This window comes from Polaromonas sp. CT11-55 (assembly GCF_047303325.1).
Classification (GTDB): Bacteria; Pseudomonadota; Gammaproteobacteria; order Burkholderiales; family Burkholderiaceae_C; genus Polaromonas.
This window is the reverse complement of the sequence record NZ_JBKBEX010000020.1, coordinates 56,614-78,797: the sequence shown is the minus strand read 5'-3', so window position 1 is coordinate 78,797 and position 22,184 is coordinate 56,614. Positions and strand designations below refer to the sequence as shown.

The 22,184-nt window shown below is 65.4% G+C and carries 17 protein-coding genes; 11 read left to right on the top strand and 6 right to left on the bottom strand.

Annotated elements, in window-relative coordinates:
• Positions 1-135 precede the first annotated feature (135 nt).
• Together ACEN8I_RS17460 and ACEN8I_RS17455 are read left to right on the top strand one after the other, a co-directional pair.
• Complete coding sequence (locus ACEN8I_RS17460) at positions 136-1,419, top strand: SPFH domain-containing protein (RefSeq protein ID WP_413329830.1); 1,284 nt, start codon at positions 136-138, stop codon at positions 1,417-1,419.
• The gene (locus tag ACEN8I_RS17455) at positions 1,419-2,840 is read left to right on the top strand and encodes a hypothetical protein (protein WP_413329829.1); all 1,422 of its coding nucleotides are present in this window, start codon (positions 1,419-1,421) and stop codon (positions 2,838-2,840) included. Before ACEN8I_RS17460 ends, ACEN8I_RS17455 begins: the two co-directional genes overlap by 1 nt.
• A 10-nt stretch (positions 2,841-2,850) precedes the next feature.
• On the opposite strand, the gene ACEN8I_RS17450 is transcribed toward ACEN8I_RS17455, so the two are convergent.
• Positions 2,851-3,693: a creatininase family protein gene (locus tag ACEN8I_RS17450; protein ID WP_413329828.1), complete on the bottom strand. Its 843-nt coding sequence runs from the start codon at positions 3,691-3,693 to the stop codon at positions 2,851-2,853.
• Between the two features lie 28 nt (positions 3,694-3,721).
• Entirely contained in the window at positions 3,722-5,308 is a 1,587-nt protein-coding gene (locus ACEN8I_RS17445; protein WP_413329827.1) for a B12-binding domain-containing radical SAM protein, read from the bottom strand.
• Positions 5,309-5,410: 102 nt separating this feature from the next.
• Here ACEN8I_RS17445 and ACEN8I_RS17440 point away from each other — a divergent pair, with 102 nt between their 5' ends.
• The 5 genes from ACEN8I_RS17440 to ACEN8I_RS17420 all read left to right on the top strand — a co-directional run bounded on the left by ACEN8I_RS17440 (position 5,411) and on the right by ACEN8I_RS17420 (position 11,142).
• On the top strand, positions 5,411-7,597 hold the full coding sequence (locus ACEN8I_RS17440) for a protein-disulfide reductase DsbD family protein (protein WP_413329826.1): 2,187 nt from the start codon (positions 5,411-5,413) through the stop codon (positions 7,595-7,597).
• Positions 7,598-7,644: 47 nt separating this feature from the next.
• Positions 7,645-8,310 carry a thioredoxin family protein gene (locus ACEN8I_RS17435; RefSeq protein WP_413329825.1) on the top strand — a complete coding sequence of 222 codons (666 nt, stop codon included), beginning with the start codon at positions 7,645-7,647 and terminating at the stop codon, positions 8,308-8,310.
• 19 nt (positions 8,311-8,329) lie between these two features.
• Positions 8,330-8,794, top strand: coding sequence for a CoA-binding protein (locus ACEN8I_RS17430; protein WP_413329824.1), 465 nt, complete (start codon positions 8,330-8,332; stop codon positions 8,792-8,794).
• 74 nt (positions 8,795-8,868) lie between these two features.
• Positions 8,869-9,651 (top strand): hypothetical protein, encoded by a 783-nt coding sequence (locus tag ACEN8I_RS17425; RefSeq protein WP_413329823.1) that lies wholly within the window; start codon positions 8,869-8,871, stop codon positions 9,649-9,651.
• Positions 9,652-9,810: 159 nt separating this feature from the next.
• The gene (locus tag ACEN8I_RS17420; RefSeq protein ID WP_413329822.1) at positions 9,811-11,142 is read left to right on the top strand and encodes a class I SAM-dependent methyltransferase; all 1,332 of its coding nucleotides are present in this window, start codon (positions 9,811-9,813) and stop codon (positions 11,140-11,142) included.
• Between the two features lie 11 nt (positions 11,143-11,153).
• Here the strand turns inward: ACEN8I_RS17420 and ACEN8I_RS17415 are convergent, their stop codons facing one another.
• The gene (locus ACEN8I_RS17415; protein WP_413329821.1) at positions 11,154-11,450 is read right to left on the bottom strand and encodes an RNA recognition motif domain-containing protein; all 297 of its coding nucleotides are present in this window, start codon (positions 11,448-11,450) and stop codon (positions 11,154-11,156) included.
• A gap of 272 nt (positions 11,451-11,722) precedes the next feature.
• Between ACEN8I_RS17415 and ACEN8I_RS17410 the strand changes: the two genes are divergently transcribed.
• Complete coding sequence (locus ACEN8I_RS17410; protein ID WP_413329820.1) at positions 11,723-14,227, top strand: EAL domain-containing protein; 2,505 nt, start codon at positions 11,723-11,725, stop codon at positions 14,225-14,227.
• Here the strand turns inward: ACEN8I_RS17410 and ACEN8I_RS17405 are convergent.
• Positions 14,208-14,570, bottom strand: coding sequence for an aminoacyl-tRNA synthetase (locus ACEN8I_RS17405; protein ID WP_413329819.1), 363 nt, complete (start codon positions 14,568-14,570; stop codon positions 14,208-14,210). The genes ACEN8I_RS17410 and ACEN8I_RS17405 overlap by 20 nt on opposite strands.
• A 170-nt stretch (positions 14,571-14,740) precedes the next feature.
• Here ACEN8I_RS17405 and hemE point away from each other — a divergent pair, with 170 nt between their 5' ends.
• Genes hemE through priA form a run of 3 tightly spaced genes read left to right on the top strand, consistent with a single transcriptional unit; the run spans position 14,741 to position 18,427 of the window.
• Positions 14,741-15,850, top strand: coding sequence for a uroporphyrinogen decarboxylase (hemE, locus tag ACEN8I_RS17400; protein ID WP_413329818.1), 1,110 nt, complete (start codon positions 14,741-14,743; stop codon positions 15,848-15,850).
• Positions 15,851-15,899: 49 nt separating this feature from the next.
• Positions 15,900-16,229, top strand: a complete 330-nt coding sequence (locus ACEN8I_RS17395) for a hypothetical protein (RefSeq protein ID WP_413329817.1) — start codon at positions 15,900-15,902, stop codon at positions 16,227-16,229.
• Positions 16,226-18,427: a primosomal protein N' gene (priA, locus tag ACEN8I_RS17390; RefSeq protein WP_413329816.1), complete on the top strand. Its 2,202-nt coding sequence runs from the start codon at positions 16,226-16,228 to the stop codon at positions 18,425-18,427. The genes ACEN8I_RS17395 and priA overlap by 4 nt, the downstream gene beginning before the upstream one ends.
• A gap of 191 nt (positions 18,428-18,618) precedes the next feature.
• Here priA and ACEN8I_RS17385 read toward each other — a convergent pair whose 3' ends face one another.
• Together ACEN8I_RS17385 and ACEN8I_RS17380 are read right to left on the bottom strand one after the other, a co-directional pair.
• Complete coding sequence (locus ACEN8I_RS17385; RefSeq protein ID WP_413329815.1) at positions 18,619-21,450, bottom strand: autotransporter domain-containing protein; 2,832 nt, start codon at positions 21,448-21,450, stop codon at positions 18,619-18,621.
• Between the two features lie 374 nt (positions 21,451-21,824).
• A complete protein-coding gene (locus ACEN8I_RS17380) occupies positions 21,825-22,175 on the bottom strand; it encodes a pentapeptide repeat-containing protein (RefSeq protein ID WP_413329814.1) in 351 nt (116 codons plus the stop codon).
• Positions 22,176-22,184: the final 9 nt, after the last annotated feature.

Here is a 22,184-nt window from a genome sequence, read left to right as displayed (position 1 = left end):
TGGCGGATGAATGCCGCCGCCCAGGCGCGCAAAGACACCGCGCAAGCGCATTGAATGCTCCGGGCCCGCTTCGAACAATGGAGGCCAGAGAGCGCAACCCGCGCCTCTCACCAAACCAGACCGGAGGAGCCCGTCATGAACCCACGTTTTAGCCGCATCGCCCTGCGCATACGCGCCATCTTTTCCAGGGGGGTGCACGGCACCCGCCGCATCGCCGCCACGGGCCTGCGCCGCGCCGCCAGTGCCAGCGGCCTGATGATCGCCACCGCCGCGGCGGGCGCGGCCGGCTACCTGCTGTGGGTGCACCCGCCGCTGGAATCCGTAGCGCGCGGCGACGTGGCCATACGCACCAACCAGCTGACCGGCGGGGTCGACGAGTTCCGCGAAGGCTCGCTGCTGCTGCTGCCCGGCCTGCATGAACTGCGCACCTTCTCGCTGCGCGACCAGGTCTACCGCCCCGAGGGCAGCAGCCGCGCCGACGGTCCCTCGCCCTTCCAGTCGGTGGAAGGCATGTCGCTGGGCGTGGACCTCACGGTGCGTTATGCGCTGGACCCGGCCAGGGTCAACGCGCTCTCGAAAAACCTGCCCGACGACATCGCCGGCCAGATCGTGCAGCCTGCCGTGCAGGGTGTGATCTACAAGACCTTCACCCGCTACACCGTGCGGGAAATTTTCTCGAGCAAACGCGCCGAGATCCAGCAGCTCATCGAAGCCGAGCTTAAACCCAAGCTCGCGGCCGACGGCATCCTGCTGCGCAGCGTGCAGATGGGCAAGGTGGACCTGCCCGCCGACTACCGCCAGGGCATGGACAAGCTGCTGGCCGAAGAGCTCGCAACCGAAAAAATGCGCTACACCCTGGCCCTGAAGGAAAAGCGCGTCAAGGAAACCGAGCTGGACGCGATGGCCGAAAAAGTGCGCCGCGAGACCAATGCGCAAGCCGCCGCCAGCGAACAGGTGATCGCGGCCAGGGCGCAGGAAGAAGCCATGAAACACGTCCTGCCCTTCAAGCAAAAGCAGATAGAGCAGCGCCAGCTCGAAGCCGAAGCCGAGAAACAGTCGCGCATACGCACGGCCGAAGGCAGCGCCCAGGCGCGGCGCATCGAGGCCGCGGGCGAGGCCGATTCGCGGCAGAAGCTGGCCGACGCCGAAGCCTACCGGCTGGACCGCGTGGGCAAGATCAACAGCGAACAGATGGCGCGCGAAGGCGTGCTGGTCACACGCCACCCCTTGCTGATCCAGAAAACCATGGCCGACAAGCTCAGCGACAAGATCACCGTGATCATCGCCCCGCCCTCCACCAGCGGCGGCTTTGTGGGCGCGGGCCTGCTGGGCGGCGCGCCCAAGGCCGGCCGCAGCGTGGCGCAAGCGCCCCGTGACACCGGCACGCAAGACAACGACAACAAAGAAGAGGCCGAATAATGATCACCACCGCACTCCTGACCCTGGCCATCGTGACGCAGGACCAGGCCAGCCTGCGCGCGGCGCCGCGCGATTCGGCCGCGCAGCAGGCGGCGCTGTGGCAGGGCGATGCGCTCGAGATTCGCGGCCAGCGCATGGACTACCTGCAGGTCTACGACCACAGGCGCGAACGCGCGGGCTTTATCCACGTGAGCCAGGTGCGCACCGTCTCGCTGCAGCCCGAGGAAGCGCCGCAGCTGCTGTCGGTGGTGCGCTTCCTGCGCGAAAGCCCGGGCGCCGAGGCTTTGGGCATTGCCTACACCGCCGCCTACCTCAAGGCCGCGCCGGCCGAGGCCATAGGCGCGGAAACCTTCGACGCGCTGGGCACCATGGCCGAGCGCCTGGCGCGCCGCGCCTCCATGAAACACGGCAAGGCGACCAGTGACGTGATTTCCGCGCACATGGAAGTGGCCTCTTTTTACGGCGTGGGCTTCAAGGGCTATGAGCAGGGCGGCAGCATGCAGCTTTGCTACAACGGCGAAGCCTTTCGCCGTGTGCTGGCCTTGCCCTCCGACGCCGAGCAGCGTGCCCGCGCCGCCCTGGCCCTGACCCGCCCCGATTGCATGAGCCCCGACCTGCACCCGCAGGAGCGGCTCACACAAGACCAATGGCGCGCCGAGGTGCTGGACAAGCTCAGCGCCGCGCAATTTGCGAGCCTGCCCGAAGTCAGCAAAAATCGCTTGCGCCTGCGCCGCGCCGGCGTGTTGGCCAGCCTGGCCTTTGAGCAGGCGCGCCGGGGCGAAGCGCCCACGGCCGCGGCCCAGCGTGCGCTGGCCGAACTCGCGGCGGTGAACAAGCTGGAACTGAGCGACAACGACAGGCAGGACTACAACGACGCGGCGATCCGTGTGGGCGCATCGCGCTGGGCCGCCGAAACCGCCCTGCCCCGTTTTGCGAAATTGACGCTGGCAACCGAAGCCGGCCAGGCCGGCGAAACCTGCGTGGCGCTGTATGAAAACAAGGCCGACGGCAAACCCGGCAAGGAGCCAGTCGCCAAACGCTGCACCTACGGCATTGTCTGGGCCGCCTCCGCGAGCGCCCATCCCGACGGCCAGGCCCTGGCGCTCGCGGTGCAGCCGCTGGACGCCTGGCGCGAGCTGTGGGTGTTCCGCAAAAGCGCCGGCAAGTGGACGGTTGAAGTGCTGCCGCCCGCCAGCAACGGCCCCGAATTGGGTTATGTGGAATTCGCCGGCTGGGTGCGCGGCGCGCCGCAAATGCTGCTGGCCCGCGAGACCCGCATCGCCGGTCGCCTTCGCCGCAATTTTGAGGTGGCGCGCCTGGACACCTTGACGACCGAGAAGCAGGCCGGCGACCTGGGCACACTGGCCGCCTTCCGCTGGCAGGATGCCGCGTGGAAGCGGCAGACGGTGATCCTGCGCTAAACCTGCTGCGTTAGAACGCGGTCTTGCTGCTCAGGGTATCGGCCGGCAGTTGGTCGATCTCCACCAGCAGCCGCGCCAGGCTGCGGCCCGCCGCGCCCAGCAGGGCGCGGCCTTTTTCAGCGGTGGCGGCGGCCGCATTGCCGACTGCGCCGTTCGGGTTGTAGTCCTGCATCTGCCAGGCCAGCTTGGCGCTGCGGCCGTCGCCCAGGAGCTTGAATTTTTTGGCGCGGTCCTGCGAACTCGAATGAAAGTCTTGCGCCTTGGCCATGTCGACCTGCTCCGGCTTGAGCGCCAGCATCATGGAAGTCTCGATCTCGCCGGCATGGATGCCGAAGCGGTGCTCCTCCGCGCTGAATAAGTCGTTCACCGATTTCCCGTCTTTACCCAGGAGCGGCAGGTTGTACCAGTTCACGCTGTAGACCAGCATGCCCAGCCGGGCCCGCAGGTCGCGCGCCACCACATCGAGCAAGCCGACCTGGCCGCCATGCGAATTGAGCAGCACCAGCTTTTTGACACCCGTCTGCGCAATCGACTCCGCCAGTTCGGTCCAGAGCCGTATCACCGTTTCGGCCTTGAGCGTCAGCGTGCCGGCAAAACGCGTGTGCTCGGGGCTGAAACCCACGGCCTGCGTGGGCAAAAACAGGATGGGCTGCGCGGCTGGCAGGTGCGGCAAGGCGGCCTCAATCACACCATCGACCAGCGCCGCATCCACATTGAGCGGCAAATGCGGGCCATGCTGCTCTGTCGCGGCCACCGGCAGCACCGCAATGCAGCGGGCCAGGTCCAGGCCAGCGAAATCGGGGCTTTTAAGGTTGGACCAAAAGCGGGAGAGGTTGGGCGCTGGGTTGGGCATGGGGGTATTTTGAGCTATTTGCGCAGGGTCAGGCCGCCGCGGCGGCCTTCTGTATCTCTTGCTTATGCCCCGCCAGCTGGTTCAAATGCCGCCCCTGCCGCTCGGCGCCTTGACGGCCGGCCCTCAGGGGCGCCGCCACCCGCACGGCACTCAAAGCCTCGGCCAGGCACAAAGGTCTCCCACGCGCCCCGCTGGCCAGGTAGTCGGCCAGCAAGGCACCACGTACATCTTCTGCAGCCAGCCCGCGCGCTGCAGTGAGGTGCTCAAACAGCAAGTCCAGCAACTTCTCCAGCGCAAATTCATGGGTCTTGGCGGTGGTCTGCCAAAGCCAGTCGCTGAAGCGCAAAAAGTTGCCAAACGCCGAGCCAGGCGCCAGCAACAGTTCAAGCCCACGTACAAAGCGGCCTGAATTCGCGACCATCTCCCAATAGCGCGCAAAACGGTTGATGCGCTGCATGGTGGCAAAGTCGATCGTCGAGTTTTGCAGGATGGTGTACGGCGTCTGCGGGTCGTAGGCCATGGCGAATTCCGCCGTGTGCCTGGTGATGGGTGTGCCGCGCAGGCGCTTCAGGATGCCGAACTGGATTTCGTGCGGTGCCAGTTCATGCAGGCGGTCAAAGCCCTCGGCAAAACTTTCCAGGGTTTCACCGGGTAGGCCGAAGATCAGGTCGGCGTGCACATGGGCCTGGCTTTCATTCACCAGCCAGCGCAGGTTGTCCGCGGTTTTGGCATTGTCCTGCTTGCGCGAGATGCGCTGCTGCACCTCCGGGTTGAAGCTCTGGATGCCGACCTCAAACTGCAGCGAGCCAGCCGGGAACTGCGCGATCAAGGCCTTGAGGCGCTCGGGCAGGCTGTCGGGCACGACCTCAAAATGCACAAACAAATCGGGCGCCATGCGGTCGAGGAAGAACTGCAGAATGCGCACCGAGTTTTCGACCTTGAGGTTGAACGTGCGGTCGACAAACTTGAAATTGCGCGCGCCACGCTGGTACAGCGCATCCATCTCCGCCATGAACACATCGAGGTCAAACGCCCAGGCGGTCTTGTCGAGCGAACTCAGGCAGAACTCGCATTTAAAAGGGCAGCCGCGCGAAGCCTCGACATACAGCAGGCGTTTGGCCAGGTCTTCAGCGCTGTAGTCGCCGTAAGGCAGGGCCAGCGCCTCCAGCGGCGGCTGTTCGCCGGCAATCACTTTCATGAGCGGCTGGGGGCCGTCGAGCAGCGCGCGGCACAGTTTGGGAAAACTCACGTCGCCCCATCCGGTGACCGCATGGTCGGCCAGGCGGCAGATTTCCTGCTGTTCCGTCTCATAACTGACTTCCGGCCCGCCCAGCACGATTTTGATATCCGGCCGCAAGGCCTTGAGCAGGCGCACCACCTGGGTGGTTTCGACCACATTCCATATATAGATGCCCAGGCCTATCACCTCGGGCTGCAGCGCCAGCAGCTCTTCCACGATTAGCGTGGGCCGCTGCTGGATCACGAATTCGCGTAGCTGGGTGGCTTCGCGCAGGCCGGGCCCGCCGTGCCTGTCCATATTCGCCAGCAGGTAGCGCAGGCCCAGCGAAGCGTGGATGTACTTCGCGTTGAGGGTGGCGAGGACAATACGGGGCATGACCCTATTATCGGAGTTGGCTCCGAAAACGACTGTAATCAGGTGGCTGGCGCCGGCCAGCCCCAGGAACTAATGCCCCCAAGGCCCGCTCACACCCGCACCATGGATTTCAAGCGCCCCCTGTTCGTCGCCCTCTCTGCTACGATTTTGATAGCCTTTGGCGCAATAGCCACGGCGGCAAACGCCCAGGGATCGCCTATCAGCCTGCCCGGCAAAGGCAGCCGCGCCGCGGCCGCCAGCGTAGTCACCACCGACCAGGTGCGGGCCGAACTGCTGGCCTGGGCACCCGAGGGTGTGGAGCCCGGCAAGCCGGTCTGGGTGGGGCTGCAGCTCACGCACCAGCCTGAATGGCATACCTACTGGAAAAATTCAGGCGACTCCGGCCTGCCGACGCAACTCGACTGGCAGTTGCCGGCCGGCATCGACGCGGGCGAGATCGCCTGGCCGACACCAAAAAAAATCCCGATCGGCACGCTGGCCAACTACGGCTATGAAAAGACCGTGCTGCTGCCGGTGCCGCTGACGGTGGCACCCAGCTTTGCCGGCAACCAGCTTGAGGTGAAGCTCAAGGCGGCCTGGCTGGTGTGCCGCAAGGAATGCATTCCGCAAGAGGGCGAGTTCGCGCTGAGCATCCCGGTGCGCAGCTCGACGGCCGCCAGCAGCCAGCTGTTCCAGGACACCTTCGCCGCCACGCCCAAGCCGCTGGCGGCCGGCGCCAGCCAGGTGGAGGTCGGCGGCGGCAAGTCCATCAGGATTTCCCTGGCCGGCCTGCCCGCCGCATTGCAGGGCAAGACACTGGCGCTCTACCCCGAAACCGGCAGCGTGATCGAACCCGCGGCCGCCTGGCAGCAGGCCTGGAAGGGTGCGGTCTGGACGGCCGAGGTGCCCTTGTCCGGCCAGCGCAGCGAGAGCCCGGCCAGCATGCCGCTGGTGGTGGCCCTGGAGAACGTGGCCTACCGCATAGACGCGCCGGTCAAGGGCAGTTGGCCCGCGCCGGCGGCCGCCGCCGTGGTGCCGCCCGCCCTTGAGGCGGCCCTGCGCGCCAATGCCGCGACCGGCGCCGCGCCGGTGCAGGCCGGCGGCTCGCCGCCCGTAGGCCTGTTCGCCGCGCTGCTGGGCGCCTTGCTGGGCGGGCTGGTGCTCAACCTCATGCCCTGCGTGTTCCCGGTGCTGGCCATCAAGGTTGTGGGTTTTGTGCAGGTGAAAGACGCCGCCACACGCCTGACCACCGGCCTGGCCTATACCGTGGGCGTGGTGCTGTCCTTCCTGGCGCTGGGCGCGCTGCTGCTGGGCCTGCGCGCCGCGGGCGAGCAACTGGGCTGGGGCTTTCAGCTGCAGAACCCGGCGGTGGTCGCGCTGATGGCGGCGCTGTTCACGCTGCTGGGCCTGAACCTGGCGGGCCTGTTTGAATTCGGCAATATCCTGCCCGGGCGGCTCGCGGGCTGGCAGGCGAAAAATCCCACGGTCAATGCGTTTTTGTCGGGCGTGCTGGCCACGGCGATCGCCTCGCCCTGCACCGCGCCTTTCATGGGCGCCTCGCTGGGTTATGCGGTGAGCCTGCCGGCCTTGCAGGCGCTGTCGGTGTTCGCGGCCATAGGCATGGGCATGGCCATTCCCTACCTGGCGGCCAGCGCCATCCCGGCCGTCGCGCGCGTGCTACCGCGCCCCGGCCCCTGGATGCTGACCTTCAAGCAACTGATGGCCTTTCCGATGTTTGCCACCGTGGCCTGGCTGGTCTGGGTGCTGGGCCAGCAAAGCGGGGTGGATGGCGCGGGCGCGCTGCTGGCCCTGCTGGTGCTGATGGCGCTGGTGATCTGGGCTTTCACCTTGCGGGGCACGGCGCGCACGCTGCTGGCGGCTTTTTCCGTCGCACTGGGCGCGCTGGGCCTGTGGGCCGTGGGCCCGAATATCACCCGGCCTGTGGCCGTGGCTTCGGCCGCGCCGGTTGCCGGCGGCTGGCAGGCCTGGGAGCCGGGCCGGGTTGACCAGCTCGCCGGTCAAGGGCAAAGTGTGTTCGTCGACTTCACCGCCGCCTGGTGCGTGACCTGCCAGTACAACAAGAAGACCACGCTGGCCAATGCCGCGGTGCTGGCCGACATCCAGGCCAAAAACGTGGCACTGCTGCGCGCCGACTGGACGCGGCGTGACCCGGCCGTGACGGCGGCGCTGGCCCAACTGGGCCGCAACGGCGTTCCGGTGTACGTGATCTACAAGCCCGGCCGCGCACCCGTTGTGCTGTCGGAGATTTTGTCGGTCGATGATGTGAGGGCCGAACTGGCCAAGCTGTGAGATCTTGCTGTTCCCGCTATTGATTTTTTCGCCAAGGAGTTCAAGCCATGTCGAATTGCAGTCCTGCTGTTTCACCATTGACCCGCCGGCATTTTTCCGCCGCCCTGGCCGCCGCACCCTGGCTGGCCTCGGCTGCGCTGTCCCCGATTGCCGCGCAGGCCGCGACGGCCGCCGTGGGCCAGGCGGCGCCCGATTTTTCCGCCCTGGACACCGCCGGCAAGACCCACCGCCTCAGTGACTACAAAGGCAAGCTGGTGGTGCTGGAATGGACCAACCCAGGCTGCCCCTTTGTGCGCAAGCACTACAGCGGCAATATGCAAGGCCTGCAAAAAGAGTTCACCGCCAGGGGCGTGGTCTGGCTGGCCGTCAACTCCACCGAAGCCGGCAGCGGCGACTACCTGGCACCGGCCAAACTCGCCGGCTGGATGGCCGAGAAGCAGGGCCAGCCCAGCGCCACGCTGATGGACGAATCGGGCCAGGTGGGCCAGCTCTATGGCGCCAAGACCACGCCGCACATGTACATCATCAGCCCGCAGGGCCAGCTGCTGTATGCGGGTGGCATAGACAGCATCCCCTCGGCCCGCGTGGACGACATCAAGACCGCCACCAACTATGTGCGCCAGGGCCTGACGGAAGCGCTGGGCGGCAAGCCGCTGAGCGTGGCGAGCAGCCGCGCCTATGGCTGCTCCGTCAAATACAAGGACGCGGCATAAACCGCTGCCAGACACAGCCATGACCACCCTACCCCCCGCCGAGCGCATGCCGCACATCCTCAAGCACTACCGCAACATCGCGGTCGTCGGCCTGTCACCGCATCCGCACCGCGCGAGTTTTGACGTGGCGCGCTACATGCAGGCCAACGGCTACCGCATCATTCCGGTCAACCCCAATGCCACCGAAGTGCTCGGTGAAAAAGCCTATCCCTCGCTGACCGAGGCCGCGCGCCACGAAAAAATCGAGCTGGTGAACTGCTTTCGCAACAGCGCGGACATCCCGCCCGTGGTCGACGAGGCCATCGCCATAGGCGCCAAGGCCGTCTGGATGCAGCTGGGCATCAGCAACCCGGCCGCGGCGGCCAAGGCCGAGGCCGCCGGCCTGCTGGTGGTGCAGGACCACTGCATCAAGATAGACCACCGGGTGCTGCAGTCGCGCGGCCTGCTGGACACGGCGGCCCGCACGGGCGCGGCTTCGGCCTGAGCTTGCGCTTGCCTTCGGTCAAGGCCCGGGAAAGCCAGGCTTGCGCGGCCGCGCATCGCCGCTGAAAATGCGCCATGTCCCAGCGCACGGCACCCATCCTCACTCCCCCTTCCGCCGTTCCGCCTTCGTTTTTCCCCTTCTTGCGCCCTTCCCTGCTGCTGGCCGCCGCGGCGCTGGCCGGCTGCGCCAGCGATGCGCCCACGCACAAAGGTGAAGCCCAGGCCGCGCCCATGGCCGCCGCCGAGGTCGGCCAGTCGGACACGAACCGCATGGCCACGCTGGGCATGCGCGATAACCTCGAAAGCCTGCTGCGCCTGGCCGACAAGCTCTACCGGCGCAACCCGGCCGAATGGCGCAAGACCAGCGCCCTCAGCCGCGATGCGGCCCTGGCCCAGCTGCGCGTGGCCGTGGACGCGCGCACGCCCTGGCCGGAGCTGCAGGGCAAGCGCGACATCGCCGCGCTGTCGCTGGCCCTGGGGCCGGACTTCAAGGGCGACCGCGTGGCCGCCTTTATTTATGCCAGCGCCGACATGGTGGTCACGGCCCACGGCGGCAAGACGGCCTTCTACCTGACCGACAGCCTGGACGCGCAGTACATCTACAACGCCGCGCGCAACATCGAGATCGCCGTGTGGATGCTGTCCAACCGCCGCAATGCCGCCGGCCAGCCCCTGCTGCTGGCCGACGAGATCACCGAACGTGAACGCAACCTGAGTTTTGAACGCGAGTTCGGCAAGGTCATAGGCCGGCTGGATTTGCTGGCTTCGGTGCTGACCGAGAAGTACCGCCGCGCGGTAATCACTTACGTACAAAACCTGCTTGGAGGCACCTTCCTCCAGTTCTTACCTGTTCGGTAGGCACACCCCCTTCTCGGCTCACTTCGTGTAGCCGGATCCCCCCTTGCAGGGGGCGGCCGCTGCGGCCCGGCAAAGCCGGTTCCGCGCCGCCACTGGGTTTGGCGTCATAGCTCTGCAGCCGTAGACAATAGCGGTTTGCTGTCTATTTCCGGAAATCCCATGCCCGACAACTACCTGCCCGAGGTCAGAAACCAGTACGAAGCCCTGCCTTACCCGCCCTGCAACCCGCAGGACGATCACAAGCGTCTGGTGCTGACCTGGCTGGAAGACCTGCCCATGATCAACCACTACTGCTTTGCCGGGAAGCAGTCCTTCCAGAAGGGCTTCCGCGCGCTGGTGGCCGGCGGCGGCACGGGCGACGCGACCATCTTCCTGGCCGAGCAGCTGCGCCACACTGACGCGCAGATCGTGCACCTGGACATGAGCCAGGCCAGCATTGCGCTGGCCAAAGAGCGCGCGCAGATCCGCGGGCTCACCAACATCCGCTGGGTGCATGACTCGCTGCTGAACCTGCCAACATTGGCCGCCGAACTGGGCAGCTTCGACTACATCAACTGCAGCGGGGTGCTGCACCACCTGGCCGACCCCGACCTGGGATTCCGGGCGCTGCTCAGCGTGCTCAAGCCGGACGGCGCCATCGGGCTCATGGTCTATGCCACCACGGGCCGCATCGGCGTCTACCAGATGCAGGCGCTGATGCGCATGGTCAACACCAGCGAGACGGACGCGCAGCGCAAGATTGCCAACACCCGTGACATCCTGGCCAGCCTGCCATCCGGCAACTGGTTCAAGCGCAGCGAAGACCTGCACCACGACCACAAGGCCGGCGACGCCGGCATTTACGACTTGCTGCTGCATTCGCAGGACCGCTCGTACAGCGTGGGCGAGCTCTTCGACTGGCTGGGCGAGGGCGCGGCGGGCGGGAAACAAGGCCACGGCATGCACCTGGCCTTCAGCGACGTGCAGCGCGGCCGCTCGCCTTACCTGCCGCACATGGTGCTGGGCAGCAAACCACCGGCCATGGCAGCTTCACTGCGCAAGCTGCCGCTGCGGCAGCAGTATGAAATGGCCGAGCTGATGGGCGGCAGCATCATCACACATTCGCTCTACCTGACGCGCAACGCGGCCTGCTGCGCGCCCTATGGCGATACCGACTACGTGCCGTTTTTCTACCACGAGCCCTTGACCGGCGAGATTGCCTCGCAGGTCTTCGGCAACAGCCGCGGCCAGCCCTTCATGCTCAGGCACCAGCATTCGGGCGTGTCCGTGATGGTCAATCCCGGCAAGTACGGCGCGAAGATTCTCGCGCTGATAGACGGCCGCCGCAGCTTCGGCGAAATCTTCGAGCAGTTCCGCGCGGCCTGGCAGGGCAAGGCCGCGGCACCCGACAATGCCGCGCTGTTCGCCGACTTTGCCGAATCCTACGAGACGCTCAACGCGCTGGAGCGCCTGCTGCTCAGGCACGTTTCAGTCGCCGCGACCGCGAAATAAGCGCCGGGCCTTCAGGCCGGGGAGCTCCAGAGATCGGCCGTCGGCGAGGGCTGCCCGGCGAGCAGGTCCACGACCACCACAAGTTCGCCGCCAAAGCGGCCTATGCCCAGGCCGCTCATGAGCCTCTGCTCTTCCTCCTCCGAGGCCATGCGCACAAAACACAGCGCCTGCTGTTTGCCGGCATGGGCGGCCGGCAGGATGCTCAGCTTCTTGACCGAGCCGAAGCGGGCGCACAGATTCCTCAAGACGGTTTGCAGGGTGTCGATATCGGGGCATTGCTGCAACTGGTCGAGTTCTGGGGGGCTCATGGGTCCTTGCCTGGAATAAAAACGGGAACAACGGGGAAAGATCGGGCCGATAGCGCCGAGGAGGTGGTGCAGCATGAAGGGTGATGCGGCCCCTCCTCGTGGGGAGCGTGCGATGCACAGCGTAGGACAAAACCGTGCGCAGGTAAGTGACGGAACGTTTTGCAACGCTTTATCGCCAACACTTGCAAATCTCGCGGTGAAAACCATCGCGCCATGCGTCAGCATGTCTTTTGACTCCGTGAACAGGTTTCCAGAAAGCAGGTGCTCGCCCCGTGTCCGTTTCCGTTCCCAACCTGGCGCCCGCCTTCGCGCTCCATGTGCTGCCTCATTCCGGCGCCGACCGGCTCGCCCGGCTGGCGGCCCGCGCCTGCGGCGCGCCGATTGCCATCGTCGCAGCCTGTGAAAACGGAGAAACCCAGTTCATCGCGGGCACCGGCTTTTCCGCGCAGGAGCGCGAGGGCCTGCTCGCGCTGTGCGGCGCCAGCCTCGAAACACCGCCGCGCCAGCCGCTGCTGCCGGCACGCGGCGCGCCCGAGATCACCTTTTACCGCGGCTTGCCGCTGAACCGGGAAGACGGCACCCTGCTGGGCGTGCTGGCGGTCATGGACAAGGCGGCGCGCACACTCAGCCCCGACCAGGAGGAAGACCTGGAGACCCTGGCCGGCCTGGCCGCCGCCCAACTGGATGCGCCACACATCCAGGCACTGCAGCAGACAGGGGAAGATGCCCAGCGCCTGGCCACCCGCCTGGGCATCACGCTGGAGAGCATCACCGAAGGCTTTTACACGCTGGACCCGCAGTGGCGCTTCAGTTACCTCAACCGCGAAGGCGCGCGCCTGCTGGGCAGGCCTTCGACGGAGCTGCTGGGCAAAAGCATCTGGAAGGAATTTCCGGGCGCCATCAACACCCTGTTTTCCGAAAAGGTGCGCGCGGCTGTGGCGGGCAACTACCAGGTGGAGTTCGAGGCCCTGTACGCACCGCTGGACAAATGGTTCGAGATACGCGCCTACCCCTTTCCCGACGGGCTGGCAATTTACTTTCGCGACGTCAGCGAGCGGCGCAAGGCGCGCGAACAGCTCATGCTGCTGGAGACCAGCATTTCGCGGCTCAACGACATCGTGCTGATCGCCGAGGCCGTTCCCTCGGGCCGGCCCGGGCTGCGCATCATCTTCGCCAACAATGCCTTCGAGCAGCACACGGGTTACAGCCTGGCCGAGGCGCTGGGCCATTCGCCGCGCCTGCTGTGCGGGCCGCTGACGCAGCACGGCGAGCTCGAGCGCATACGCAATGCCTTCCAGAAGGGCGAGCCGGTGCAGGCCGAACTCATCACCTACAAAAAGAACGGCCGGCACTTCTGGATGGAAGTCGACATCGTGCCGGTGGCCGACGATGCCGGCGTGTTCTTCACCCACTGGGTGGCGGTGGGCCGCGACATCACGCGGCGCAAGGTGGCGGAAAGCGAGATCAAGCACCTGGCCTTTTACGATCCGCTGACCCAGTTGCCGAACCGCCAGCTGCTGATGGACAGGCTGGACAAGGCGCTGGTCCACAACCTGCGCCACCCGCGCGAAGGCGCGCTGATGTTCATAGACCTGGACAACTTCAAGACGCTCAACGACACCATGGGCCACCAGAAGGGCGACCTGCTGCTGCAGCAGGTCGCCAAGCGCCTGGCGGCCTGCGTGCGCCAGACCGACACGGTGGCGCGCCTGGGCGGTGATGAGTTTGTGGTGATGCTGGAAGACCTGGGCCAGGACCCGCGCGAGGCGACCGTGAAAGCCGAGACCGTGAGCGGGCAGATCCTGGCCGCGCTGTGCGAGCCCTACAGCCTGGCGGGCTACCAGCACTACAGCACCTGCAGCATAGGCGTGACCGCCTTCAACCAGACGCTCAATAACATCGGCGACCTGCTCAAGCAGGCCGACCTCGCCATGTACCAGGCCAAGATGGCCGGGCGCAACACGGTCTGCTTTTTCAACCCGGCCATGCAGGCCGCCGTGACCGCCAGCGCCGCGCTGCAGTCGGACCTGCGGCGCGGCCTGCGCGAAAAGCAGTTCCTGCTGTACTACCAGCCGCAGGTGGGCCGCGACGGACGCATGACCGGCGTGGAGGCCTTGCTGCGCTGGCACCACGGGGAGCGCGGGCTGGTGCAGCCCGCCGAGTTCATCCCGGCGGCCGAAGAAGCCGGGCTGATCTTGCCGCTGGGCCAGTGGGCGCTGGAGACCGCCTGCCGCCAGCTCGCGGCCTGGGCCCAGCGCCCCGAAACCGCGGCGCTGAGCATCGCGGTCAACGTCAGCGTGCGGCAGTTCCGCCACCCGGAGTTTGTCGACCTGGTGATGGCTGCGCTCAAGGAAACCCAGGTCAGCCCGCACAAGCTCAAGCTGGAATTGACCGAAAGCCTGCTGGCCGAGGACATGGAAATCACCATCACCAAGATGGCCAGGCTCAAAAAAATGGGCGTGACCCTGTCGCTCGACGATTTCGGCATGGGCTACTCGTCGCTCTCCTGCCTCAAACGCCTGCCGCTGGACCAGCTCAAGATCGACAAGTCTTTTGTCGAAGACATACTGCGCGACCCCAACGACGCGGCCATCGCGCGCACCATCATCGGCCTGGCACAAAGCCTGGGGCTGGGCGTGGTGGCCGAGGGCGTGGAAACCGAGGCGCAGCGCGACTTTCTGTCGCGCCACGGCTGCGACTGCTACCAGGGCTATCTGTTCTGCAAGCCGCTGCCGATTGACGAGCTGGAAGCCTTTATCAAGACGCTGCGCATGTGACAGCGGGCGCGGGTGCGGCTTTGTGGTGTTCCAGCCGGAAGATCACTTCCTTGACGATGCCGTACATCAGGGCCCGGTCGCGGCTCGGGTGGTCGGAAAACTGCACATGGGTGGCGCCCAGGGTCGCGCCTTCGGCCTCAAAACCCACGCTGATGCCGTGGGCCGCCAGCAGCGGCCCGCAGGCCGCCCAGTCGCGCGTCCATTGCGGCAGGGCCTGGGCGCTGTCCCAGAGCGTGCCCGCGCTTTCGTAGCATTCCTCGATATGCGTATGGCCCAGCAGCTGCGCCAGGTGCCGTTCCTTGGCGATGCAGCTGCGGAAATATTCCTGGTCATTCATGCGCATGGCAACACTCCTTGGAAGCTGTCCGGGGACCCGGCGGGGGCCTTGCGGCCATGGTAAATCCGAACCCGCATCCGTGCCAGTTCCGGCACCTGCCGAAGTACCGGCGCGTCATCGGCACGCCACTGGCACCAGTGTCAATGGACACAAAGCCAACCTGAGACAATCGGTGCATGTTCGCACCCCTTCAAAACGACACCTTTTTGCGCGCCTGCCTGCGCCAGGCCACCCCCCACACCCCCGTCTGGCTAATGCGCCAGGCCGGCCGCTATCTGCCCGAATACCGCGCCACGCGGGCCCAGGCCGGAAGTTTCATGGGCCTGGCCACCAACACCGACTACGCCACCGAGGTCACGCTGCAGCCGCTGGAGCGCTACCCGCTGGACGCGGCCATCCTGTTCAGTGACATCCTGACCGTGCCCGACGCCATGGGCCTGGGCCTGTCTTTTGCGCTGGGCGAGGGCCCGCGCTTTGCCACCCCGGTGCGCGACGAGGCCGCCGTGGCCAGGCTGCAGGTTCCCGACCTGAACAAGCTGCGCTATGTTTTTGACGCCGTCACCTCGATACGCAAGGCCCTGAACGGGCGCGTGCCGCTGATCGGCTTTTCGGGCAGCCCCTGGACCCTGGCCTGCTACATGGTCGAAGGCGCGGGCTCCGACGACTACCGCCTGGTCAAGACCATGCTCTACCAGCGCCCCGACCTGATGCACAGGATGCTGGCCGTCAACGCCGACGCGGTGGCAGCCTACCTGAACGCCCAGATCGAGGCCGGCGCCCAGGCCGTGATGATTTTCGACAGCTGGGGCGGCGTGCTGGCCGACGCGGCCTTCAAGACCTTCAGCCTGGCCTACACGGCCCGGGTGCTGGCCCAGCTCAAGCGCGAGCACGGCGGCGTGAAGATCCCGCGCCTGGTCTTCACCAAGGGCGGCGGCCAGTGGCTGGAAGCCATGGCGCAGCTCGATTGCGAGGTGCTGGGCCTGGACTGGACGGTCAACCTGGCCAGGGCGCGCGCCCTGGTCGGCGAGCAAGGGCCTCAGGCCAAGGCGCTTCAGGGTAACCTGGACCCGAATGTGCTGTTCGCCAACCCGGCCCAGATCGAGGCCGAGGTAGCCGCCGTGCTGGACAGCTTTGGCGCCCCCCATACCGATGCCAGCCGGCCCGGACCCACCCATATTTTTAACCTGGGCCACGGCATCAGCCAGCACACGCCACCCGAGAGTGTGGAAGTGCTGGTAAACGCAGTGCACGCTCACTCTCGCAGCATGCGCACCGCGCGTAGCTGAATCCTTTCGCCTGCCCCTTATTCCAGCCGGCCCGGGGCGTATTTCCACCATGGCTAGCACAAAACCGGGCCCCGCCGGCTGGACTTATGCACAAAAATCTTGTTGCGCCGCCGCAATGCGAGCACCCTGGTCCACCTCGCGCTATCAAAGCAATAGCGCGCGTAAGTTGTTGATTTATATAGAGACTTTAAATTGCTTTTTTTGCGGGCAATTTAAGAAAAGCCTTGATTTACAAGGCTTCGCGCGCTTCGCCGACAAGCTGTCAACAAAGTTATCCACAGAAAATCTGGAAATCTGTAAAGTGGCGCCAAATCAAGGACTTAGCGCATTGTCTGGATGTATCTCTCAAGAATTAAACACATTTAGTTACTCTGAATGAGCTATTGGCTGCAAGTCGTCGTCGCGGCGCCCGCGCACAGTTCCATCGCCGGGCCGCTGACTTACCAGAGTGAGTCGCCACTCGCCCTGGGCTCGCTGGTGCGCGTGCCGCTGGGCCGGCGCGAGGTGCTGGGCGTGGTCTGGGAGCTGCTGGCCGACAGCGGCGCGCTGCTGGAAATGCAGACGCGCCACGTGGCCGGCGCGCTGGAAGGCCTGCCACCGCTGTCCGCCACCTGGCGCAAGCTCGTGCAGTTCACCGCGGCTTATTACCAGCGCTCGCTGGGCGAGGTGGCGCTGGCGGCCCTGCCGCCCCAGCTGCGCGACCTCAGCAATGTGCAGCTGGCGCGGCGGCTCAAGCGACCGGTGGCCGACACCCGGGGCGAGCAGGCCGGCGGCCGGTCGCCAGTGCTGAGCGCGCAGCAGGCCGCCGTGCTGGCCGAATTTGACGCCGATACCCGGCCCGCGCTGCTCTTCGGCGCCACCGGCAGCGGCAAGACCGAGGTCTACCTGCGCGCCGCGGCCCGGGTGCTAGAGCTGGACCCGGCCGCCCAGGTGCTGGTGATGGTGCCCGAAATCAACCTCACGCCGCAGCTGCAGTCGCGCTTTGAAGCGCGTTTTGCCCACCTGGGCAAGGAACGCGTGGTGGCCCTGCACAGCGGTCTGACGCCGGCACAGCGCCTGAAAAGCTGGCTGGCGGCGCATGCCGGCCATGCACGCCTGGTGCTGGGCACGCGCATGGCGGTGTTCGCCTCCATGCCCAACCTGCGCCTCATCGTGGTCGACGAGGAACACGACCCCAGCTACAAGCAGCAGGAAGGCGCACGTTATTCGGCGCGCGACCTGGCGATTTACCGCGCCAAGATAGAAACCGAAGACGCCACGCATGAGCACGGCCCCTGCCGAGTGCTGCTGGGTTCGGCCACGCCCTCGCTGGAAAGCTGGCAGGCCACGCTGGCCGGACGCTACCAGCGCCTGGTCATGGACGAACGAATAGGAATGGCCCCTTCGACCGGCGAGGAAGCGGCGCCCTACTCCGCCGGATCTCCGCCGGAGCCCTACGTTCCGCCACAAACCAGGGAGCCCGACCCCCTGGGCGATGCGGGCAGCCTTCCCACCGTGCGGCGCGTGGACATGAACCACCAGCCCAAGCACTGCATCATCGCGCCGCCGCTGCTGGACGCGATCGCCCAGCGCGTCGCGCGCGGCGAGCAGTCGCTGATCTTTTTGAACCGGCGCGGCTACGCGCCCGTGCTGGCCTGCCATGACTGCGGCTGGAAAAGCGAATGCCCGCATTGCAGCGCGTTTCGCGTCTTCCACAAGATAGACCGCACCCTGCGCTGCCACCACTGCGGCTTCACCGAGCGCGTGCCGCGCGCCTGCCCCAGCTGCGGCAACATCGACATCGCGCCCGTGGGCCGCGGCACCGAGCGCCTCGAAGAGCACCTGGCCGAGCTGCTGGCCGGCGTGAAGCGGCCCGACGGCGAGCCGGTGCGCATTGCCCGCATAGATGCCGACAGCACGCGGCTCAAGGGCGCGCTCGAATCGCAGCTGGCCAGCGTGCATGCGGGCGAGGTCGACGTGCTGGTCGGCACGCAGATGATCGCCAAGGGCCACGACTTCCGTCACATCACGCTGGTGGCCGCCATCAACCCCGACGGCGCGCTGTTTTCCAGCGACTTTCGCGCGCCTGAGCGCCTGTTCAGCCTGCTCATGCAGGCCGGCGGCCGCGCCGGCCGAGACGCGCGCCACAGCGGCGCCAGCGAGATGTGGGTGCAGACCTTCCACCCCGAGCACCCCTTGTTCGCGGCGCTCAAGCGGCACGACTATGCGGGCTTTGCCACGCAGCAGCTGGCCGAACGCGAAGCCGCCGGCATGTCGCCCTTTGGCTTTTCGGCCCTGGTGCGAGCCGAGGCGCGCACGCAAGAGGTGGCGCAGGGTTTTCTGAACGTGGCCGCCGCCCAGGCCGAGGCGCTGCAGCTCACCGGCAACGGCCAGGTCACCGCCTACCCGGCCGTGCCCATGACGATCCAGCGCGTGGCCAATATCGAACGCGCGCAAATGCTGGTCGAAAGCCCCTCGCGCGCGGCGCTGCAGCGCTTTCTGGCAGCCTGGCAGCCGGTGTTGTTTGAAACGCGCCAGCAGGCTGAATTCAAAAGCCTGATTCGCTGGGCGATTGATGTGGATCCGATTGCGATCTAAGAGCCTGTTCAATATCTAAACGGGGCCGCGTTGGGTTGCAATCGGGATGAGTGGGCCGACCGGGCACGCCGCATGGGCTAATGCCCATGCAAGGGCCTGGGTGGCTCAATCGTCCGATTTCATCCCAACCCGAGAAGGGGCTTGCGCGGCCCCGTTTAGACATTGAACAGGCTCTAAGGCCGCGATCCACCTTAAAACTGCATCTGCATCCCGGCACTGAGCATGCCCTGCCTGGCTCCTCTACGCAACTCACCGGCCACGCCCAGATAGGCAAAGGCATTGGCTGCGAACCTGCGCGTGCCGTAGAACCCGGCCTGCACAAAGGTTGAACCCGCGCGGGGTGTGCCTATGGTGGTTGCCGTCCCAACCAGCGATGCATTGAGAACCGGGTTGATCAGGCCCGACGAGTCCGCACCGGCTGCGACGTTGACAAGATAGGTGTTGACCTCTTTCAAGGGATTCGTGCTCCTGGAGCCCAGCGTCAGCCCAATCACTCCGCGCACGGCTCTGCCACTAAAGCTGTCCACGCTCAGTGCAGCCGCCGACGAGCCTTCCGCAAACGAGGATTGCCTGACCTGTTGCCAGGTCAAACGTGCGTAGGGCGTGATGCGGGCAGACTCCAGATCCGCGGGGCGGCTCAAGCCTGCGCTGAGCAAGGCATGGTTGCTCCGTATGTTTTTGGCCTCCAGGCCAGCGGTGTTGCCCGTGGGATCGCTGCGCGAATTGTTCGTTGAGCTCAGGCCCAAACTTGCCATGCCGTCGAGCACCCATCCATCCACTGCCAGCTTGCCGTACAGGAAGACCGATCCTTGCTGAATATCGCCTGTTCCCTGATCGGCCGTGACATGCGTGTTGGACAGCGTGATCCCGCCTCCGGCCTTGGCGCCGTGTTCCGCATAGGCATCAATGCCTGCCACCAGCTGGTACAGATCATTTGAGAAGCCGCTCGCGTTCTGGTCGCCTCGGCGCTTGCCACGCTGGTAGGTGACATCGCCCCATGCCGGGCCACGGGTCGCGGTGCCATTGCTGGCGCCATCCAGGGCGCCGATGTGAACATCCGACCCCGCACTGGCAACCAACACCCCCGGGGAGCGGGAGGCACTGAATGCACCGGCCACAGGCGAAGAAGCCGTTCCATCCAGATGCGACATGACTGCCTGCTGGGCGCGCAGCGCGGCCTGGGGCAAAGCCGCAAGACTCGCACCATGAACTTCACCTGCGAGTCCGCGAGTAAAAGCCGGAAGGCTTGCGGCAGTTTGCACTGACGCGGCAGACAGCAATTGGCCCTGCGCGCTGCTGGTCGAGCCTGCCTGGTTCGCCAGCACGATCCTGTCGAGAGCACTTGCGGCGGACCGGGCATTGGCATTTTGCGCGCTGAGCGTTGCCGTATAAGACCGCGGGATCACCGCGAGGTCCAGGCTGTTGCTCCCCCCGACGTTGTAGAGCTGAACGAACTGCGTGTCCGCCGAAAGTTCCGCGGGTTGTGTCAGCACGGAGAACCGGCCAGAGATCCCTCCATCGGCACTCACGATGCGAAATCTGTCGCCCAGCACCGGGACATAAGGCCTGCTGCCGAAGCCGGATTCGGCCGGTGTGAACAGGCCCGACAAACGCGGCGTCAGGGTTGCGTTTGGCTGGATCACAAACTGGCCGCCGGTGACGCTCAGGAAGGAGTAGTAGCCGGTCGCCCCCGCAGGGCTTGCCGCGCTGGCCTGCACCGTTCCTGCAATGTCCTGCTGGTAGGTGCTGCCGCCGGCCATCGTCACGGTCGAGTTCACTGCAAGATACCCCGGCGAATTGCCCGGCTTCAAAGTGCCCGCCACCGTCACCGGGCCGCGGACGGTACCCGTGCCCATCAAGGTGCTGCCTGAACCGACAAAGACGGGACCCGTTCCGAGTGGGGAAGCGCCGCCGATCACCAAGGTGCCCGAGTTAATGGTGGTGCCCCCTGAATAGCTGTTGTTGCCGGTCAGCAGCAAAGCGCCAGTGCCATTGACGGTCAAACCACCTACCCCGGAAAACGCGCCCGAAAGCTGGGCCGAGCCACTGGTGGGCGCAGTGATGGTGCCGCCCCCGGCGTTGAGCGTAAATGCCCGGCTCGAGTTGTCACCGGACAGCAGCGCCAGTGTTCCACCCGCAAAGACCGGGTTGGCTGTGACACCCACATCACTCAGGCTGTAGATGCTGCCGGTAGTCATGTTCACGCTGGCGATGGAAAACACCAGGTCCCAGATCGTGGTGCTGCCCGATGCCAGGCCCAGCTGCCAGTTCAAGCCGCCATAAGTGCCCGAGGTCCCACCGGTCAGGTTGCCCGCCGTCAGGCCGTTAAGCACGCCTGCGTAGGTGCCGACGGCGACCGTGGAAGTGCCGTAGATGCCGAAGGTCATGCTGCCGGTTACCGCGGAAGCGGTGAGCTTTCCATAAGTGGACGGGCTGTTGATGATGATCCGGTAGTCCACGGGCAGAGCCCCGGTGTAAGTGAGGGCGCCATTGGCATTGCCGGCGCCTTGCAGATTGTTGAGCGTATTGAGCACACCCGCGTTGTTGGTGATGGCGGAAAACGGGCCAATGATGGACCCGGTATTGGTCAAGGTGGTGATCGTGCCGCCATTGAGGACAACGCCGCGCCGCACGCCCGATGAAATCCGTCCGGTGTTGATCAGCGTAGTCAATGTGCCGTTGACGGTGACACCGAATTGCGAGGCGGTGGAAATGGTTCCGTTGTTGGTCAGCGACGAAGAGGTCGACGATGACAGGACAGACACGGGATCGCCGTTCCTGTTACTGGGCGCATCGTTTGACACCGTCACACCCGCGTTGATGGTGACATTGGCGCCCGTATCCAGCGTCAGGGGCTTGACATTGCCGCCCGCACAGCTGGCGCTCACCACCAGGGTTGAAGTGACGGTGACACCGCCATTGCACACCGCCCAGGCCTTGCCCTGTGGAAGTGCAGAACAAAGCACTCCGAAAACCGATACGACGAATCGTTTTTGCAAACCATTGTTTGCATCATTAGGCATGAGTCATCAGACTGGGTTCGAGATTTGAGTGTCTCGGCTTTCATGAACTTGGCAGGTTCAATCATCCTAGTCCGATTGCGGCCGAAGCGCCTTGGTAATTGCCGTATTGACGCGCCTGCTGCTATCTGGCGCAACAGACCATCACATTGGTTTTCGCCAATCCGGCCGTTGTTTTACGTAGCCGCATATAACAATGCCGGCGGTGTGACAACCTATGGTGTTGAGACACGCCAGCAGGCTGAGCCCTGGATGGGCCAGACGAGGAACGTTCCCAAGTATTCGTCTTCCCGCTCATCGAACTGGGACACGAAGCGATAGAGCGTGTTCGATAAGCTGTACCCTAGGCATGACTCGGCGTGCGGTTGATCGAAAGCTTAGGCCGCATCGCGGCGCGACGGTGGGAAATCCTTGTCATCTTCCACGGTGTAACCGTAGAAGCTTGCTCCGACGAACTTCGTCCCATCCGTATTCGCTCCCTCAAGGTCTATTGATTCGATCGCGGCAAGTTCGAACGAGGCGTCAGCAAGGTTGGCGTTTCGGAAGTTGGCGCACTTGACGTTGCACTCGCGGAAGCTGGTTCCCTGCAGGCTTGCGCCTTCGAAGTTGCTACTAAAGAACCAGGAAAAGCGATCGAAGGAAGCACCGTCAAGCTTGATGCCGGAGAGATCCGTTTCGCTGAGATCAGTTTCGGGGAACAGGCGCTCACCACTTTCATAGCGACGCACGAGTTCCTC

Bases quoted from the DNA above. Each gene is read 5' to 3' on its own strand.
- ACEN8I_RS17460 (WP_413329830.1), top strand. From the start codon at position 136: ATGAACCCACGTTTTAGCCGCATCGCCCTGCGCATACGCGCCATCTTT.
- ACEN8I_RS17455 (WP_413329829.1), top strand. From the start codon at position 1,419: ATGATCACCACCGCACTCCTGACCCTGGCCATCGTGACGCAGGACCAG.
- ACEN8I_RS17450 (WP_413329828.1), bottom strand. From the start codon at position 3,693: ATGCCCAACCCAGCGCCCAACCTCTCCCGCTTTTGGTCCAACCTTAAA.
- ACEN8I_RS17445 (WP_413329827.1), bottom strand. From the start codon at position 5,308: ATGCCCCGTATTGTCCTCGCCACCCTCAACGCGAAGTACATCCACGCT.
- ACEN8I_RS17440 (WP_413329826.1), top strand. From the start codon at position 5,411: ATGGATTTCAAGCGCCCCCTGTTCGTCGCCCTCTCTGCTACGATTTTG.
- ACEN8I_RS17435 (WP_413329825.1), top strand. From the start codon at position 7,645: ATGTCGAATTGCAGTCCTGCTGTTTCACCATTGACCCGCCGGCATTTT.
- ACEN8I_RS17430 (WP_413329824.1), top strand. From the start codon at position 8,330: ATGACCACCCTACCCCCCGCCGAGCGCATGCCGCACATCCTCAAGCAC.
- ACEN8I_RS17425 (WP_413329823.1), top strand. From the start codon at position 8,869: ATGTCCCAGCGCACGGCACCCATCCTCACTCCCCCTTCCGCCGTTCCG.
- ACEN8I_RS17420 (WP_413329822.1), top strand. From the start codon at position 9,811: ATGCCCGACAACTACCTGCCCGAGGTCAGAAACCAGTACGAAGCCCTG.
- ACEN8I_RS17415 (WP_413329821.1), bottom strand. From the start codon at position 11,450: ATGAGCCCCCCAGAACTCGACCAGTTGCAGCAATGCCCCGATATCGAC.
- ACEN8I_RS17405 (WP_413329819.1), bottom strand. From the start codon at position 14,570: ATGCGCATGAATGACCAGGAATATTTCCGCAGCTGCATCGCCAAGGAA.
- hemE (WP_413329818.1), top strand. From the start codon at position 14,741: ATGTTCGCACCCCTTCAAAACGACACCTTTTTGCGCGCCTGCCTGCGC.
- ACEN8I_RS17395 (WP_413329817.1), top strand. From the start codon at position 15,900: ATGGCTAGCACAAAACCGGGCCCCGCCGGCTGGACTTATGCACAAAAA.
- priA (WP_413329816.1), top strand. From the start codon at position 16,226: ATGAGCTATTGGCTGCAAGTCGTCGTCGCGGCGCCCGCGCACAGTTCC.
- ACEN8I_RS17385 (WP_413329815.1), bottom strand. From the start codon at position 21,450: ATGCCTAATGATGCAAACAATGGTTTGCAAAAACGATTCGTCGTATCG.